Origin of the sequence: Pseudofrankia sp. EUN1h (assembly GCF_001854645.1) — a bacterium.
GTDB lineage: Bacteria > Actinomycetota > Actinomycetes > Frankiales > Frankiaceae > Pseudofrankia > Pseudofrankia saprophytica.
Map to the genome: position 1 here is coordinate 1 of NZ_MBLN01000083.1, position 16,950 is coordinate 16,950.

Genomic DNA, 16,950 nt, shown 5'->3' on the forward strand with positions numbered 1-16,950 from the left:
CTCGTGAACCTCTTCCCGGGGCGCTTGCCTTTCTGATAACGTCGACGTGTAGGCTGCTATTCACCTCTGGCTTACACGGAAATCATGACAGGCTCGGCCAGCACTCCGGCCGCATCCCCCAACAGGCCCCGGATCTGCAACACCTGGCCCTCGTCCGTCGCCTGCGTCCAGGCGCCCAGTCCGCCCGCCGCCGTGTGCGCCGCTGTGTCCCGTGCCATGGCCAGCGCCTCCCGCAGCCGGCCCTGCCCCCACAGCAGGTTTGTCAGTTCCCCGGCTGCCGCCGAGGCGCCCCGGTCGTCGCCCGCCGAGGTCGCTGCCGCCAAGGCGGCGCGTAGTACCCCCTCCGCTCCGACCGGATCCACCCGGCTCAGCACCCGCCCATACATCCCCAGAGCCCTCGGCGCGCCGGTAGCTTCGGCGACCCGCGCCAGCAACGGCAACACCCGACCCGCTACCCCCGGATTCCGCCCCGTCCGCCGATACGCCTCCTCCAGGAGGAACGCCGCCCGGTCGAACTCGGCCAGCCGCAGCAGGTACGGCGCCGCCGCCACCCCCGCCCGCACCACCAGCTCCCCTTGCTCCGCAGTGCCCTCACGGCCACGACCCACGTCAACACCGGCATGCCAGAGGTCGGCCAGCTCTTCGTCGACCGCCTGCCGCACCCCGGACGTCGCTGCGGCTCGCACCACTTCGGCGACACCGGGATGCACTCCGAACCCGCCGTTCCTGCCGTTCGTCGCCGAAGCTGACGTGTCCGGTGTCTGGGGATCCACCGCAAGGACGGCCAGTGCTCCTACCGCCAGCTCCCGGGTCAGGCCTTCGACCGCGGGGGGATCGCCCGAGCGGCCCAGCTTCGACCAGATCTCGGCCCAGGCCGACTCGATGATCCAGAGCTGTCGGTCGTCCTCCTCCAGGCAGCAGACCACCTGCAGGAAGAGACGGGCGGGGTCGGACAGCGCCGCGACCGCGATCTCGACCCAGCCGGCCAGCGCGGCGAGGAACCCACCGGCGCCGACGGCGGACTCGCCGGACCCGAAGAACGCGTCCAGCGCACGGCCGTCGGCGGTGGTGGCCTGCTCGGCGAGTGTCACCCGGGCGGCGAACACGTCGCGGCCGGCGCGGGCTGCGGCGTCCGCCAGCTCCAGCAGCTTCGGATGGCCCTGGACGACCCGCAGCGCCCGGACCAGCAGGGCACGGTCCTCCTCCACCTCGGCGGGGCTGGCCGCCGTGGCCAGGGTGGATTCGCGTTCGGCGCCGGGGTCGTGGTCGTCGGCGTGGAGCAGCGCGCGCAGCCCTGGGAGCTCGCGGGCGAGCAGCGCGGCCTCGGCGAGGGGGAGGGCGTTGACCGGCTCGACGCGGATGGCTGGGTCGAGGCCGGCCGGGCGGATGCGGCTGGTCAGGACCACGCGGGACTGGCCGCCGCGCCTGGTCAGCGCGCCGAGAAGCGCCGGCCAGCGGGGATCCCGCCAGTGGCCATCCTCGCCCAGCAGGGTCTCCAKATTGTCGAGGACGAACAGGACGCCGACGCGGGCGCAGAGATCGGCGAGGGTCGGGAGGTACGCGGCGAGCCGGTCGGCGGTGGCGGCCTTGTCCGCGATCGGGACGTCGAGCTGTGTTTCCAGTGCAGCGGCGAAGGAGGGGAGGCCCTGGAGGTAGTCGTCGGGTGTGTCGGATGCGGACCAGAAGACGACCTTGGCGAAGTTGTCGGCGTGCTGGTGGGCGAGCTCGACGGCGCAGGCGGTCTTGCCGGCGCCGGCCATGCCGTGGAACAGCACCCCGGACTGGCCGCTGCGTGGCGCCAGCGCGGCGGAGGCACGGGTCATGACGGCGACGCGGCCGACGAACCGGRCCGGCTCCGCGGGCAGCCAGGCTGTCCTCGTCGACACGGTCCCCAGGTCGACGGCGCCGGTCGGGGCGGCCAGCCGCAGGCCCTCGGCCGGGCCGAGCAGGACGGGAGTCACGGCACAGGGCGGCGGGATGGCGGCCGTGGGCGCCGGGCCGGCCGCGTGGACGACGGCCAGGCCGGTCGCCGTGTCGAGGGTCCTGCCCTTGTCGAGGAGCAGGTCGTAGAACCTGTCGGTGAGCCGGATCGCGAACTCGTCGCCCACCGGGTAGCGCATCGCCAGCACCGCGCACCCCAGCGCGTCCACCAGCCCGCGTGCCAGCCCGGCGCCGGAACCGTTCCCTGAGTCTGCCCTGTCCGGGCCCGCCGCCGTGGCGGCGGTGGCCTCGGGTGTGGCGTTTCGCTCGACCTTTTCAGCCTGGTCGTCGAGGCCGAGCCAGCGCAGGATCTGGGCGGCGTCGGCGGCGGCCGACTGACAGGCGGACAGGACGGCGAGCTTCATCCGGCGCCGGGAAGGGCGCAGCATCTCGATCAGGTCGACGGTCGAGATCCGGTCGAGACGGCCGTCGGTCCGCTCCAGGGCCAGGGTGTCGACGGTGCCGTGGCAGGACAGATGCAGCAGATCCCATCCGTCGGCTTCCTCGACGGTCGCGCGCAGCTTCTCCCGGGTGACGCCGTACTGCAGGACGCGCAGCTCGATCCGGTAGCCGCCGCGGCCGGCGAGGGTGCGGATCAGGTCGACGAGCGCCCGACGTTCCCGGCGCAGTGCCAGAGGGCTGGTGCCGGAAGGCTGGGAGAACACCGCGAGCACCCGCAGTTTCTCGCCTACCGGGGCCTTGCTCGCCGCCCAGGCCGGGGCGGGTGGCATTCCGGCCGGAGCGTCGAGCAGGTAATCGAACGTAGCGTTGTGCGCGGCCAACGGCCGGCCGGCGACGTGGGCGATCTCCCAGGGCCAGTCCGGCAGGAAGCGGAGCCGCTCCGGTACCTCGACGGTGACGGTGACGGGCGCCTGGTCTGCGATGACCTTGCTGATGGTCGGGCCGAGGGCATGTGCGGCGGCCCACTCGCCGACCTCGCCGACGATCCGGGTCGCCGACGCCACTCGCTGATCTGGCGCGGTGTTCGCGTGCAGGTAGTCGTGAAGCCCGGTGAACGCGGCGAACTCCCACTGGCCACGGCTGGCGCCGAGCTCGACCGGATGATCCGCGATCGGGTTTCCGGTGGCGCCGTCAACGAGCAGCCATCGCCATCGCAGGCCGTCGGCGATCTCCACCGGCCGCAGAATCAGTCCATTCGCCACGCACGGCACCCCCGATCTTTCGCCGTGGGTCGACTGTAGCGGTCATGGTGGCAGATCCGTCGCGCTCCGCATCGAACCGCCGCGCCCCGGCCGCTGACACCCGACTCCTGGGTGATGTCGGGTTCCGACGTGACGTCGAGGCTTCTGATCGCGCCTCCGGGGCTCATCTGCCTCCTGACGTGCTGTCCGTTCGCGCGGTTCCGCGGAACCGCGCGAACGCGTGAACGGACAGCACGCCGCGGACGTCGACCGAGGGGCATGCCAGCGTCGAGGCGCCGACGGCGGGAGGTTGTTCGCACGGGCAGCGGCGCGGCGCGCGTTCGCCGATGAAGTGCGGTGGGGTGCCGGCGATCCCGACGCCGGCGCGCCGAACAGGCGCTGATATCCGTCGTCGCGACGTCGTATCTTCTCGGGGTCTCGACGCGCCGCGTGGACAAACTCGTCGAGCAGCTCGGTGTCGCCCATATCTCGAAGTCGCAGGTCTCGGAGCTCGCTCGTCATCTCGATGGCCAGGTCGAGGCGTTCCGCTCGAGGCCGCCCAACGCGGGGCCGTACCGGTTCGTGCAGGCCGACGCGCTGACGATGAAGGTCCGCGAGGACGGCAGGGTGATCAACGTGCACTGCCTGCTCGCGGTCGGCGTCAACGGCGACGGGCACCGCGGGATCCTCGGTCTCGACGTCGTGAGCAGCGAGGACGGCGCCGGCTGGCTGGCGTCCTTCCGCGGCCTTCTCGCCCGTGGCCTGACCGGGGTCCGGCTGGTGACCTCGGACGCCCACGCCGGCCTCGTGGCCGCGATCGGCGCGACGCTCCCCGGCGCTTCGTGGCAGCGGTGCCGGACGCATTATCTGCGGGATCTGCTGACGTTCACACCGAAGGGCTCACAGCCGTGGGTCGCCACGTCGGTGAGAACGATATTCGATCAGGCTGACGCGAACGAGGTCGCCGTCCACTTCGACCGGGTCGTCGACGCTCTCATCGAGAAACTACCCCGCGCCGCGACCCATCTGGAGGAAGCGAAAGCCGACCTGCTCGCGTTCACCACCTATCCCCGGGAGATCTGGCGCCAGATCTGGTCCTCCAACCCGCAGGAACGGCTCAACAAGGAGATCCGTCGACGCACCGATGTCGTCGGGATCTTCCCGAACCGCGACGCCATCATCAGACTCGTCGGCGCGGTCCTCGCCGAACAGCACGACGAATGGATCGAGACCCACCGCTACTTCGGCCTGGAAATCCTCGCCAAAACCGACCCAGCCGAAACAGCACCCGACACACCCGAGATCAGCGTGACCACCGAAGCCCTCACCGCATAACCTGCACCAGGGATCACGCGACGTCACTCTCCGTACACCACGCCGCTGGACGTGACCCTCAGTGATCGCTGTGTGTGCCCTGCCGTGGTTGCCGGCGGGGCACAATCGCGACCACCGGAGGGCCGAGACGGCGATCAGGCCGCAGGTCCGACCGCTGGGGGCGGCAGTGGTGAACTCGCAGGTCACAGCCGTCTGCGCGAAGTCACAAATGTAGTGCTTGACCACCGCGGTGAACGGAAAGTACTAATGGGCGCGGACGGCCACCCGTACTTCATCCCGCCCTATTCGGTCGACACCCGGCAGCGGCCCCGGCGAAACCCGCTCCACCGCACCCTCGACCACCTCTACACTGGAATCTGGGAACCTCCAGACTGACTCCAGCGCTGACATTCCCCAGCCGGGAAGGCGACCCCTGCGGTCGTCATCCCGGCATGTCTGCGTTCGGCTGGTCGGCGGATGCTGATGAGGGGCGGTCAGCGGACCTTCGCGAAGAAGGCGCGGAGATCGGTGGCGAAAGGACCCGGCTGGTCCATCGCGATGAAATGGTGGCCGGCCGGGTTGTCGTCCGGCCAGTGAACGATGGTGTTGTGGCGTTCGGCCAGTCGGCGGATGCCTGGCGGTCCGCTGTAGACGCCGGTGGGCGCGGCGGTCTGGCCTTCGGGCCAGCTGGAACTGGTGCTGTCGTAGTACGGCCAGGCTGACGTTCCGAACGTTCCGGTGAACCAGTACAGGCTCACGTTGGTCAGGAACAGGTCCCGGTCGATCACCTGGTCGAGCGGCCGGCCCGAGGCGTTGAACTCGTGGAACTTCTGGGTCATCCAGGCCAGTGCCCCCAGCGGGGAGTCGTGCCACCCGTACGTGAAGGTCTGGGGCGCGGCCCGCAACAGCGCGTGATGGTCGACGCCGCTCGCCCAGTCCTGCGACATCATGCTGGCGTACGCCGCCCGCTCGTCCTCGGTCAGGTCGGGAAGATCCTTCTCGGTAGGAAAGCCGAGACCGCTGACGACGTGGACGCCCACCACCTGGTCCGGCGCCGCCCTGGCCAGCTCCGGTGCGACATAGGCGCCGAAATCCCCGCCCTGCGCGCCGTACCGCTCATAGCCGAGACGGCGCATCAGTTCCGCCCACGTCCGGGCCACCCGCGTCGCGGTCCAACCAGTCTCCCGTGGCGGTGCGGAGAACCCGAATCCCGGCACGGAGGGCGCGACCACATGGAATGCCTGGGCCGGGTCGCCCCCGTGCGTGCGGGGGTCGGTGAGGTGGCCGATGAGGTCGGCGAACTCCACGAACGAGTTCGGCCAGCCGTGCGTGAGGACGATCGGCAGAGCGTCGGGCTCGGCCGAGCGCACGTGCAGGAAATGGATGTCCTGGCCGTCGATCTCCGTCATGAACTGCGGGAACTCGTTCAGCCGCGCTTCGTGCGGGCGCCAGTCGTAGCCGTCACGCCAGTAGCCGGCCAGCTCTCGGAGGTCGGCGGCGGGGACGCCGCGGCTCCAGTCCTCGCCGGGCAGTTGCCGCGGCCACCTGGCGCGGCCCAGCCGCTCGTTCAGGTCGTGCAGGTCCGTGGTGTCGATCTCGATCTGGAACGGACGGATCTCGGCGCTCATGTCTCTCCCGATTCGTCTCGACAACGGGATCAACGCTAGAACCCCTACAGGCCGGAACCTGTCCTAAATTCGCGGACCTGATGCCGGCCGTCGGTTCGGATTCGTGCTCCAGGCCCGATCGCCAAGCCGGGATGGCGACCAGACGCGGTCTCCATCCCGGCCATCCGTGCCTCGATCGCGGGCGTCAGAGGCCGCGGGTCAGAGGTCGAACTCCTCGGGGGACAGGCCGACGGCGAAGCAGGCCTCGCGGACGACCGCCTGCTCGGTCTTGTCGAAGCTGCCGTCCGCGCCGCCGATGATGATGCCGATCTGGATCACGGCGCGGGCCTCGGCCGGCTTCTTCTTCGTCTTGCCGATCTCCTGGAGCACCGAGACCTTGCCGAAGGCGAAGTCGGCCATCAGTTTGTTCAGGTACTCGTTGAAGCGCCGCTGCAGGTCGTCGGCCGGGAAGTTGTTGAGGACCTCGTTGGTCGCGATCAGGCCGGCCACCCGCTGACGCTCCGCCGGGTCGACGCTGCCGTCGGCGGCGGCGACCAGCGCGCACATCGCCATGCTCGCGTCGCGGAAGGCCCCGCTCTTCAGGTCGTTCTTCTTCGCGACCAGCTGGGTCTGCATGCCCTGTGCCGACTGCCGCAACTGATTCCAGATTGCCACCGCTGCTCCTTCGCGCGCGGCCGGCCGGGCGGGTATGCCGGGCCGGTCCCTCGTCCGCCTCCGACCGGATCGCCGCCGGGTGCCGTCGCGCCAGCAGGGTCGCCGCTGGCGTCGGCGACGGGCCGCGCCGTCGTCGGCGTTGCCGAATCTGCCCAGACAACGTCCGACGATCGCGGTGCGCTCCCGGCGCCCGGACGACGAGTCACCGGCGGGGGTTGACCTCAAGCATGCTTGAACTACCAGAGTATCGCCATGATCTTCACCGAGGCCGAGCGCCGGTATCTCACCACTCACCCACTGGGGCGTCTCGCCACCGTCGGGCCGCGCGGGGCGCCGCATGTCCACCCGGTCGCGCTCTGGGTGGACCTCGACGCCGGGACCATCGACATCGGCGGCCCGGCGCTGAGCCGTAGCCAGAAGTTCCGCAACGTCCAGGCCGACCCGCGGATCTCCCTCATCGTCGACGACCAGGCCACCMCCGAGGAATCGGTGGGGCCGGGCGGCCAGACCGGACGGGGCCTGGAGATCCGCGGCAGCGTCGAGATCCTCGTCGCCGGGGAGCCGCCGATGACGGGGTTCGGCAACGACGTGCTCCGCGTGCACCCACACAAGATCATTTCTTGGAACGTCGATGGACCTGGCTACACCACCCGCACCGTCTCGGCCGCTGCCGCCGAGACCGGGCGGCGGCGCTGGTCCTGGCCCCCGGTGACTGACGGCGAGCCCGTGTGAGCGTCGCGGCATTGCGCTCGAACCGGGCGTCTCTGACCGGGATGTCTCGAAACCGGGTGTACGGTGACGTCCGCCGCGTGCCGAGACAAGGCGCCGGTGTCTCTTCACAACGGATCGTCCGGCACGTACCTGCCGGTGGAGGGGAAACAAGATGGCGACCGTGGTCTTCGAGAAGGCCGAACGGCGATATCCCGGAGCGCCCACCGCGGCGGTGAAGGGCATCGATCTGACGATCGAGGATGGCGAGTTCATGGTGCTCGTCGGTCCCTCGGGGTGTGGCAAGTCCACCACACTGCGCATGCTCGCGGGGCTCGAGGAGGTGACCTCGGGCCGCATCCTCATCGGCGGCCGTGACGTCACCAACGCCCCGCCGAAGGACCGCGACATCGCGATGGTCTTCCAGAGCTATGCGCTGTACCCGCACATGTCGGTCTTCGAGAACATGGAGTACTCGCTCAAGATCGCCAAGGCGCCCAAGGAGGAGCGTGAGCGCCGGGTGAAGGCCGCGGCGGCGCTGCTCGGCCTGACGGACTACCTCGACCGCAAACCGAAGGCGCTCTCCGGTGGTCAACGCCAGCGGGTGGCGATGGGCCGGGCGATCGTCCGGGAGCCCCAGGTCTTCTGCATGGACGAGCCGCTGTCGAACCTCGACGCCAAGATGCGGGTGCAGACCAGGACCGACATCGCGAAGCTGCAGGCCGACCTCGGTGCCACGACCGTGTACGTCACCCACGACCAGGTCGAGGCGATGACGATGGGTGATCGCGTCGCGGTGATGAACGAGGGCGAGCTGCAGCAGGTAGCCGCGCCGATGGAGCTCTACCGCCGGCCGGTCAACCTCTTCGTCGCCGGCTTCATCGGCAGTCCGCAGATGAACCTCCTGCCGGCCACGGCGACCGACGGCTCCATCCGGCTCGGCGGGTACACCCTGCCGGTCCCGGCCTCGACGCTGGCGAAGCTGCCCAGGGACCTGACCGTCGGTCTGCGCCCGGAGGCGTTCCACGTCGTGCCCGACGGTGGCCTCCCGCTGGACGTCGTGGTCGTCGAGCACCTCGGCTCTGACTCGTACGCCCATGGCACGGTGCCGCTGGGCTCGGGGACCAGCAACCTGGTGGTACGGGTCCCGTCGAGGCAGGAGGTCGCCAAGGGCGACCGGCTCCGGGTGGCCGTGGACGGTGGCGACATCCACCTCTTCGACACCGTCACCGGCCTGCGCCTGAGCGCCTGAGCGCCTGAGGGTCTCAGGATCCGAGGGTCTGAGCGCCTGACCAGCGTGCTCGCCCCGGCCGCCCGTGGCCGGGGCGAGCCGGGCGGGCCGGCGCTGGGCGGAGGCGTCGTTACGTTCCGGTGAAACCGGGAGATTCCGCTTGACCTGAATAAGTAAGGCTGGTCAACTAACAAAACATCCCTGGGCGGTCGATCGGCCGGGCGGCCCAGACGGCTCTGTGGCAGCCAGTGACAGTCAGGAGACGGGAGTCCGATGAAGAAGAAGCTCACCGGTCGGGTCGCGGGCGGCGTCGCGCTCGTGGCGGCGACCACGCTCGCGCTGACCGCGTGCGGCGGTGGCTCGTCCGACGACGGCTCGACCACCCTCAAGCTCGTCGTCGCCGACTACGGCACCGGACCCGACAACGCCAGCTCCAAGTACTGGCAGGGCATCGCGGACGACTTCCACGCGGCGCACGCGGACATCACCGTCAAGGTCACGTCGATCGCGTGGACCCAGTTCGACCAGCAGGTCCAGACGATGATCCAGAACAAGCAGTACCCGGATATCACCGAGGGCGACTACTTCTCGAACTACGCCGAGGACGGCCTGCTGTACCCGGCCTCCGACGTGCTGTCGAACCCGGGCAACCTGCTGCCCGCCTTCAAGGACCAGGGCACGTTCGACGGGCAGCAGTACGGCCTGCCGTTCACGACGTCGAGTCGCACGCTGTTCTACAACAAGAAGCTGTTCGCGCAGGCCGGCATCACCAGCGCGCCGAAGACCTGGGCCGACGTGCAGACCGACGCCGAGAAGGTCAAGGGCCTCGGCCAGATCGGCTTCGGGCTGCCGCTCGGCGCCGAGGAGGCGCAGGCCGAGTCGTTGCTGTGGATGCTCGGCGCCGGCGGCGGCTTCCAGACGGACGGCAAGTACACCATCGACAGCGCCGCCAACGTCGAGGCCTTCACCTTCCTCAAGGGCCTGGTCTCCGCGGGTGACACCGAGCCGAACCCCGGCACCGTCAACCGCACCGACCTGTGGCAGAAGTTCGCGCAGGGCCAGGTTGGGATGATCAACGGCTCGCCGGCGCTCATCCCGATCATCCAGGAGGCCGGCAAGCTGCAGGACAGCGACTGGACCTCGGTCCCGATCGCGGGCAAGACCGGTCCGCTCGCGACCACGCTCGGCGTCTGCGACAACGTCGCGGCGTTCAAGCCGAACGGCCACCAGACGCAGATCAAGCAGTTCCTGGACTTCGCCTACCAGGACAAGTACCAGCTCCAGTTCGACAAGGAGTACAAGCTCCTGCCGGCCACCACCACGGCGACCACGGCGCTCGCGTCCGACCCCGTGTTCGCGCCGTTCCTCACCGCCCTGCCCAAGTCGATCCAGTACCCCAGCGACACGTCGTGGGCGAACGTGAAGACGAAGATCCAGCAGACCATCGGCACGGCGGTGACCGACGACCCGGCGTCGGTTCTCGGCGACCTGCAGAAGTCGGCCGCGGCCGGCAGCTAGGCCAAAGGGGGCGCGAAGATGGCGAAGCCTCGCGTCCCCGGAGGCCGTCGGACAGCCCTAGATCTCATGCCACCTCGGGCTGGGTCCGGCCCCGGGGCCGGACCCAGCCCGAGGCATGCTCACCTCAGTTGTCACCAGCTGTCCGGTATTCACAGCTATCCGGTATCCCAGCTGTCCAGCTGTCCAGCAGCCGAACCAGAACGTGAGGATCAGATGGCCGCCCTGCGTCGCCTGACGCCCCTGGCGTGGCTCGGCCCGGCGCTCGTGCTCATCGGCGTCGTCGTCCTATGGCCGGTCGTGGTCATGGTGCAGTCGTCGTTCCAGCACATCGGCGGTGAGGGCTTCGTCGCCGGCTACAACGGCACCGACAACTACCGCCGCCTGTTTCACGAGCCCGACTTCGCCGAGGTGTTGCTGCGGACGCTCCTGTGGGTGGTCGTCGTCGTGGTCGTGACGATGCTGGTGTCGCTCGGGCTCGCGCAGCTCTTCCACCAGCGGTTTCCCGGGCGCCGGGTCGCGCGTTGGGCCCTGATCGTCCCGTGGGCCGCGTCGGTGATGATGACCGCGCTCATCTTCAGGTGGGCGCTCGACCCCAGCAGCGGCGTCATCAACCTGTTCCTGCACCAGATCGGTGTCGTGGACAAGCTCGGCTCGAACCAGGCGCACTGGCTCGGCGACCCGCACCGCGCCCTGCCCTGGATGATGGCCGTGGCCGTGTTCGTGTCGGTCCCGTTCACGACGTACGCGATCCTCTCGGGGCTGCAGGGCATTCCCGAGGACGTGTACGAGGCGGCGTCGCTCGACGGGGCGACGGGGCTGCGCACCTACCGCGACATCACGCTGCCGCTGCTGCGGCCGGCGATCGTGGTCGCCACGCTCATCAACGTCATCAACGTCTTCAACTCGTTCCCGATCATCTGGGAGATGACGCGGGGCGGCCCGGGCTACCAGACGAGCACCTCGACCATCTACATGGTCGACCTCAAGCAGGGCAATGTCGGCGAGGCGGCCGCGATGTCGGTCATCAACTTCGCCCTCGTGATCGTGATCGTCGTGGTCTACCTGTCGACGACCCGTTGGAAGGAGCAGGTGGACCGGTGAGGACCTCCCGTGCCCGCACGGTGGCGGTCGCCGCCGGGGCGTACCTGGTCGCGATTGTCTTCCTGCTGCCCTACGTCGAGATGGTCATCACGGCCGGTCGGACGAAGAACGAGCTGCTGGACGCGAATTACTTCCCGAAGCACTTCACGTTCTCCAACTTCACGTCGCTGTGGTCCGCGGACGGGCTCGGCGGCAACATCTGGGTCAGCCTGCGGGTCGCCGGCGGCGCCACCCTGCTGGCGCTACTGGTCGCCGTGCCGGCCGGGTACTACACGGCGCGGCACCGATTCCGCGGCCGCACGGCGTTCCTGCTCGTGGTGCTGGCGACCCAGATGTTCCAGCCGGCCGCCATGCTCGTCGGCCTGCAGCGCGAGTTCACGAACTTCGACCTGCCCTCGGCGACGGTGTCCCTGATCATCGTGAACGCCGGGTTCAACCTCGCCTTCGCGATCTGGATCCTCAACGCGTTCTTCGCCTCGATCCCGGTCGAGCTGGAGGAGGCCGCGCAGGTCGACGGCCTCAGCCGGATCGGCGCGCTCGTGCGGATCACCCTGCCGCTGGCGGCGCCGGGCATCGTGACCGCGCTGATCTTCACGTTCATCACGGCCTGGAACGAGTTCCTGGTCGCTCTCACCCTCAGCCTGGGCTCGCCACCGGGCGACCGGCCGCTGACCGTGGCGATCGACGGGTACGTCGGGCAGTACTCCACCGACTGGGGCCATCTGTTCGCGGGCGGCCTGGTCGCGACGGTACCGGTGATCATTCTCTTCGCGCTGATCGAGCGCCGGGTCGTCACCGGGCTGACGGCCGGAGCGGTCAAGTGACCGTGGGGGCAGGCGGGCGGGCGGGCGCGCCGCGGCGGCGCCAGCTCCGGCCGACCGGCAAGCTGCTCGCCGAGGACGCCAGGCGACACCACCGGGCCCTGATCCTGCAACGCCTGTTCAGCGAGGGGCCGGTCAGCCGCGCCGACCTCGCCCGGGCCACCGGCCTGACCCGGGTGACGGTGTCCGACCTGGTGGGCGGCCTGATCGACGACGGCCTGATCGTCGAGCTCGGCTCGCCGGCGGAGGCCCGGGTCGGCAAGCCGCCGACACTGGTGGGCATCGCCGCCGACGCCCGGCACATCGTGGCTCTCGACCTGTCGCCCGACGACCGCATGATCGGCACCGTGCAGGACCTGCTCGGCGCGGTCAAGGCGCGCGTCGAGCTCCCGCGCGAAGGGCGGTCCGGCGCCCAGGCCGTCCAGCTGGCGGTGCGCCTGGCCGGCCAGCTGCTGCGGGCGACGGACCGGCCGGTGCTCGGGATCGGCGTCGGCAGCCCGGGCATCGTCGACGGCCGCGGTGTCGTGCTTGACGCGCCCAACCTGAGCTGGCGCGACGTCGACCTCGCGGGCACGCTGCACCGCGAGTTCGGCGTCCCCGTCCACGTCGCGAACGACGCGAACACCGCCGTCCTCGGCGAGCACACGTTCGGCGAGGCCGGCGACAGCGACTTCCTGCTGCTGCGCATCGCGACGGGTGTCGGCGCCGGCCTCGTCGTCGGCGGTGTCCTCGTCCAGGGCCACGGGTCCGCGGCGGGTGAGATCGGGCACGTGATCGTCGACCCAGGGGGCAAGCCATGCGCCTGCGGGCGTGTCGGCTGCCTGGAGACGGTGCTCGCCGTGCCGCGGCTGCGGGAGCGGGACCCGGCCACCCTTGCCCAGGTCGGCGAGGTGCTCGGCGAGGTGCTGGCGCCGGTCGTCGGCCTGCTCAACCTGCACCAGCTCGTCCTCGCCGGCCCGCGGGACCTGCTCGACGGCGCCCTGCGCGACGCCGTCGACCAGACCGTCCGGGAGCGCACGATGTCGGTGACCACGGCGGATTTCGTGGTACGCACCTCTCCGCTGGGCGACGACGTCGTCCTCGCCGGCGCCGCGGTGCTGGTGCTGTCCGGAGAGCTGGGGGTCTCGTGAGCCGAACCTCCCCGATCGCAGACCTCCCAGATCCGCTTCGCGGATCCGGCAGGAACCCTGCCGGCGATCGAGCAGGAACCCCGGGAGCAGGCTCGCCGCGCGCGCGGGTGGGGCTCGACATCGGGGCGACCAAGATCCTCGGGGTGGTCGTCGCCGACGACGGGACCGTGCTGGCCCAGGCCAGGCAGACGTCGGTCGCCGGGCCCGACGGGGTCCTGGCCTCCGCCGGGGCCGTGCTCGAACGGCTCGCCGCGGCCACCGGCGGGTCGCTGCCGGCGGTCATCGGCGTCGGGGTGCCCGGCATCGTCGACCGAGGCACCGGCACGGTGAAACACGCCGTCAACCTCGGCCTCGGCGGCGACTGGTTCCCGCTCGCCGAGCGGATCGGCGCGCGGGCCGGCGACCTGTGCCCTCCGGGAGCGGGCTCGGCCCGGGTGACGCTCGAGAACGACCTCAACGCCGCGACGTGGGGCGCCCATGTGCTCAGCGGTGCCGACGACCTCGCCTACGTGAGCCTCGGCACCGGGCTCGCGGCGGGCTTCGTCCTCGACGGCGTGCTGCGGCGTGGGGCGCACGGCGCGGCCGGCGAGATCGGGCACGTGCCCGTCGACCCGGCCGGCGAGCTGTGCTCGTGCGGGCAGAAGGGCTGCCTGGAGCTGGTCGCGTCCGGCTCGGCCGTGACGGCGGCGTGGCCGTCGCCGGACCAGCCCGCCGCCCAGGCGCTGTTCGCGGCCGCGTCGGCCGGCGACCCCGCCGCGGTCGCGGCGCGGGACCGATTCGTGCACGGCGTGGCGGACGCGGTCCGGATGCTCGGCCTGACCGTGGACCCGGCGGTGATCGTGCTCGGCGGCGGCGTCGCGAACCTCGGCGCCCCGCTGCGCGACGCGGTGGCCGCGGCACTGCGCGCGCAGGCGGCGACCTCGCCGTTCCTCGCCTCGCTGGACCTGGCGAGCCGGCTCGCGCTCGTGCCTCCCGGCATGCCTGTCGGCGCCCTGGGCGCCGCGATGATCGGGGATGCCGGGTGACCGGGCAGCCCAGATGACCGGCGCGGCCCAGATGACCGGCGCGGCCCAGATGACCGGCGCGGCCCAGATGACCGGCGACCTGCGCGTCGTCGGCGGTCTCGACGCCGCCGGCCGGCCGGTGGACGTCGCCATCGCGGGCGGTCTGGTCGTCGATGCTGCGGGCGACGCTGCGAGCGGCGGATCGGGCGGAACGCCGGAGTTCGACGCCAGCGGCCGTTATGTGCTGCCCGGCCTCATCGACCTGCAGGTCAACGGCGCCGGCGGGTGTGACCTGACCGACCAGCCGGACCGGCTGTGGGACGTCGCCGCCACGCTCGCCCGCTTCGGCGTGACCGCCTTCGCGCCGACGGTGATCAGCTCGTCGCCCCGGGCGCGCGCGGCGGCGTTGGCGGCCCTGCACGCCGGCCCGCCCGCCGGCTGGGCCGGCGCCGTGCCGCTCGGGCTGCACTTCGAGGGGCCGATGATCGCTCCCGGCCGCAAGGGCGCGCACCCCGAGCGCCGGCTGGTGGCGCCGTCGGCGGCCGTGATCGAGGGCTGGTCGCGGGCGGCCGGTGTGCTCATGGCGACGGTGGCGCCCGAGCTGCCGGGCGCGCTGGAGGTCATCCGGGAGCTCGTCGCCCGCGACGTGCTCGTGTCGGTCGGCCACACCGAGGCCACGGCGGCGCAGGTCGCGGCCGCGGTCGCGGCCGGGGCCACGCTCGTCACCCATCTCGGCAACGCCATGCCGCCGTTCTCCGCCCGCGAGCCGGGACCGATCGGGGCCGCGCTTGGCGGGTCGGGTTTGGTGGCCGGGGTGATCGCGGACGGCCTGCACCTGGACCCTCTCACGCTGCGGCTGGCGTGGCGCGCCCTCGCTCCCGGCCGCTTCCTCGCCGTCAGCGACACCACCGCCGCGCTCGGCATGCCCGATGGCCCGGCCCGGCTCGGGGACCAGGACGTGATCGTCTCGGCCGGCGCCGTCCGCCTCGCCGACGGGACGCTGGCCGGCTCGGCGGCGTCGCTGCCCGAGTGCCTGCGCACGCTGGTGAGGACCACGGGCTGCGGCCTCGCCGACGCCGTCGCGTGCGCCACGTCGACACCCGCCGCGCTCGTGCGCGACCCGGCCCGGGGGCGGCTTCGGCCGGGAGCGCGCGGCGACGTGACGGTCCTCGACCGTGATCTCGACGTGGTCGCCACCGTCGTGGCCGGCCGCGTCGTCCACGACGCGAGCCTGTGACTCTCCACGGCACAGGCCGCACCGCCCACGACACGAACGGAAGGTGCTGATGGAGGTCGTGCCGCTCACGACCGCCGGGGACGTCGCGGCGCTGGCGGCCGACGTCGTGGAGGCGCTGGTGCGCCGCCGGCCGGCCGCCGTGCTGGGACTGGCCACGGGCTCGAGCCCGCTGCCGGCCTACCAGGAGCTGATCCGGCGCCGCCACGCCGGCACGGGTCCGCCCTACGACGAGGTGACCTGCTTCAACCTCGACGAGTACGTCGGCCTGCCGGTCGGCCACGAGCAGAGCTACCGCGCGACCATCGCCCGCGAGCTCACCGACGGGCTCGGCGTCGACCCCGGCCGGGTGCACGGCCCCGACCCGGACGAGGACGGCCTGGCGACGGCGGGGGAGCGGTACGAGGAGCTGATCCACAAGGCCGGCGGTGTCGACCTCCAGCTGCTCGGGATCGGCTCGGACGGCCATCTGGCCTTCAACGAGCCGGGCTCGTCACTGGCGAGCCGCACCCGGATGAAGACGCTCACGGCCCGGACCCGCGCGGACAACGCGCGCTTCTTCGGCTCCCTCGCCGAGGTGCCGCGGCACGTGCTGACCCAGGGGCTCGGCACGATCCTGCGGGCCCGCCACCTGCTGCTGGTCGCCACCGGGGCCGGCAAGGCGGTGGCGGTGGCGGCCGCGGTGGAGGGGCCGGTGTCGGCGTCCTGCCCCGCGTCGGTGCTGCAGCTGCACCCGCACGCCACCGTGCTGCTCGACGAGGCCGCCGCGTCGGGGCTCGAGCGGGGCGCCTACTACCGCGAGGTGTACGCCGGCAAGCCGGCCTGGCAGGGGCTGTAGCCGGGCTGACCCTCCTGGCCGCGCCGGGCTGGTGACGCCGGCCAACATCGCTTTGCGGCCCCATCGGGGAGGTCCTATGGTTCGGATGTGCCAGCCGGATACAGCGGGTGATGAACACCGGCCCGGCACTGACCCATTTCGGCCATGGCGCCCGCGCCGCTGGCCGGTGTTCGCGCGTCAAGCCGTCGCAAACCACCGACGGTGTGCCCCCAAAGACAGGTCATGGCGGGCGCCGGGCCGGTATACCGAAACGGGAGCAAGTCATGCGGGATGACGTGGGAATGGATCAGACGGGAACGCCTCGCCCGGGGATGGGTATCGCCGAGCTGGCGGCGGAGAGCGCCGAGCTTCTGCCTGAGCGCATGACGCTGATGGTGATCGAGAACGGTGAGTCCATCGGCACCGGTAACAACTCGCCGGTCAACTCGCCGGGCAGCAACAACATCGTTTCCGGTAACAGCTCCATGGTACAGACGATCGGCAGCGCCAGTCCGTTCATCCAGTCTGTCGCCAGCGGTGATGTACTCATCAACCAGTGGTGACCGCCGGGCGGGTGAAAACCACTGCGGGTGCGGGTTTCTCCGTCCGTGGGCCCGTCCGCGCGAGCCGCTTTTCTGACCGCCGTCGGGCGCGTTTTCCTAAATTCT

General features: G+C 71.2%; 13 protein-coding genes and 1 pseudogene. 11 read left to right on the top strand and 3 right to left on the bottom strand.

What is annotated here, in order from left to right:
- Positions 1-71: 71 nt before the first annotated feature.
- A complete protein-coding gene (locus BCD49_RS33220; RefSeq protein WP_071042290.1) occupies positions 72-3,143 on the bottom strand; it encodes an ATP-binding protein in 3,072 nt (1,023 codons plus the stop codon).
- Between the two features lie 354 nt (positions 3,144-3,497).
- On the opposite strand from BCD49_RS33220, the pseudogene BCD49_RS33225 reads away from it, so the two are divergent.
- Positions 3,498-4,457: pseudogene (locus BCD49_RS33225) on the top strand (IS256 family transposase); the annotation flags it as partial.
- 473 nt (positions 4,458-4,930) lie between these two features.
- Here BCD49_RS33225 and BCD49_RS33230 read toward each other — a convergent pair.
- Together BCD49_RS33230 and BCD49_RS33235 are read right to left on the bottom strand one after the other, a co-directional pair.
- Positions 4,931-6,064, bottom strand: coding sequence for an epoxide hydrolase family protein (locus BCD49_RS33230; protein WP_007515662.1), 1,134 nt, complete (start codon positions 6,062-6,064; stop codon positions 4,931-4,933).
- A 198-nt stretch (positions 6,065-6,262) separates the two neighbouring features.
- Positions 6,263-6,679, bottom strand: coding sequence for a tellurite resistance TerB family protein (locus tag BCD49_RS33235; RefSeq protein WP_425343368.1), 417 nt, complete (start codon positions 6,677-6,679; stop codon positions 6,263-6,265).
- 270 nt (positions 6,680-6,949) lie between these two features.
- Here BCD49_RS33235 and BCD49_RS33240 point away from each other — a divergent pair, with 270 nt between their 5' ends.
- From BCD49_RS33240 to BCD49_RS33285, 10 genes are all read left to right on the top strand, one after another.
- Entirely contained in the window at positions 6,950-7,450 is a 501-nt protein-coding gene (locus tag BCD49_RS33240; protein WP_241832444.1) for a PPOX class F420-dependent oxidoreductase, read from the top strand.
- A gap of 151 nt (positions 7,451-7,601) precedes the next feature.
- Complete coding sequence (locus tag BCD49_RS33245; protein ID WP_007515659.1) at positions 7,602-8,678, top strand: ABC transporter ATP-binding protein; 1,077 nt, start codon at positions 7,602-7,604, stop codon at positions 8,676-8,678.
- A 252-nt stretch (positions 8,679-8,930) separates the two neighbouring features.
- On the top strand, positions 8,931-10,175 hold the full coding sequence (locus tag BCD49_RS33250; RefSeq protein WP_007515657.1) for an extracellular solute-binding protein: 1,245 nt from the start codon (positions 8,931-8,933) through the stop codon (positions 10,173-10,175).
- A 213-nt stretch (positions 10,176-10,388) separates the two neighbouring features.
- Positions 10,389-11,276 (top strand): carbohydrate ABC transporter permease, encoded by an 888-nt coding sequence (locus BCD49_RS33255; protein ID WP_007515656.1) that lies wholly within the window; start codon positions 10,389-10,391, stop codon positions 11,274-11,276.
- Positions 11,273-12,100, top strand: coding sequence for a carbohydrate ABC transporter permease (locus BCD49_RS33260; RefSeq protein ID WP_007515655.1), 828 nt, complete (start codon positions 11,273-11,275; stop codon positions 12,098-12,100). The genes BCD49_RS33255 and BCD49_RS33260 overlap by 4 nt, the downstream gene beginning before the upstream one ends.
- Positions 12,097-13,227: an ROK family transcriptional regulator gene (locus tag BCD49_RS33265; RefSeq protein WP_007515654.1), complete on the top strand. Its 1,131-nt coding sequence runs from the start codon at positions 12,097-12,099 to the stop codon at positions 13,225-13,227. The genes BCD49_RS33260 and BCD49_RS33265 overlap by 4 nt, the downstream gene beginning before the upstream one ends.
- Positions 13,228-13,334: 107 nt before the next feature.
- Positions 13,335-14,252, top strand: coding sequence for an ROK family protein (locus BCD49_RS33270; RefSeq protein ID WP_007515653.1), 918 nt, complete (start codon positions 13,335-13,337; stop codon positions 14,250-14,252).
- A complete protein-coding gene (locus tag BCD49_RS33275; protein WP_232794377.1) occupies positions 14,242-15,468 on the top strand; it encodes an N-acetylglucosamine-6-phosphate deacetylase in 1,227 nt (408 codons plus the stop codon). The genes BCD49_RS33270 and BCD49_RS33275 overlap by 11 nt, the downstream gene beginning before the upstream one ends.
- Before the next feature lie 49 nt (positions 15,469-15,517).
- On the top strand, positions 15,518-16,303 hold the full coding sequence (locus BCD49_RS33280; protein WP_007515651.1) for a glucosamine-6-phosphate deaminase: 786 nt from the start codon (positions 15,518-15,520) through the stop codon (positions 16,301-16,303).
- Between the two features lie 263 nt (positions 16,304-16,566).
- The gene (locus BCD49_RS33285; RefSeq protein ID WP_007515650.1) at positions 16,567-16,845 is read left to right on the top strand and encodes a hypothetical protein; all 279 of its coding nucleotides are present in this window, start codon (positions 16,567-16,569) and stop codon (positions 16,843-16,845) included.
- Positions 16,846-16,950 lie beyond the last annotated feature (105 nt).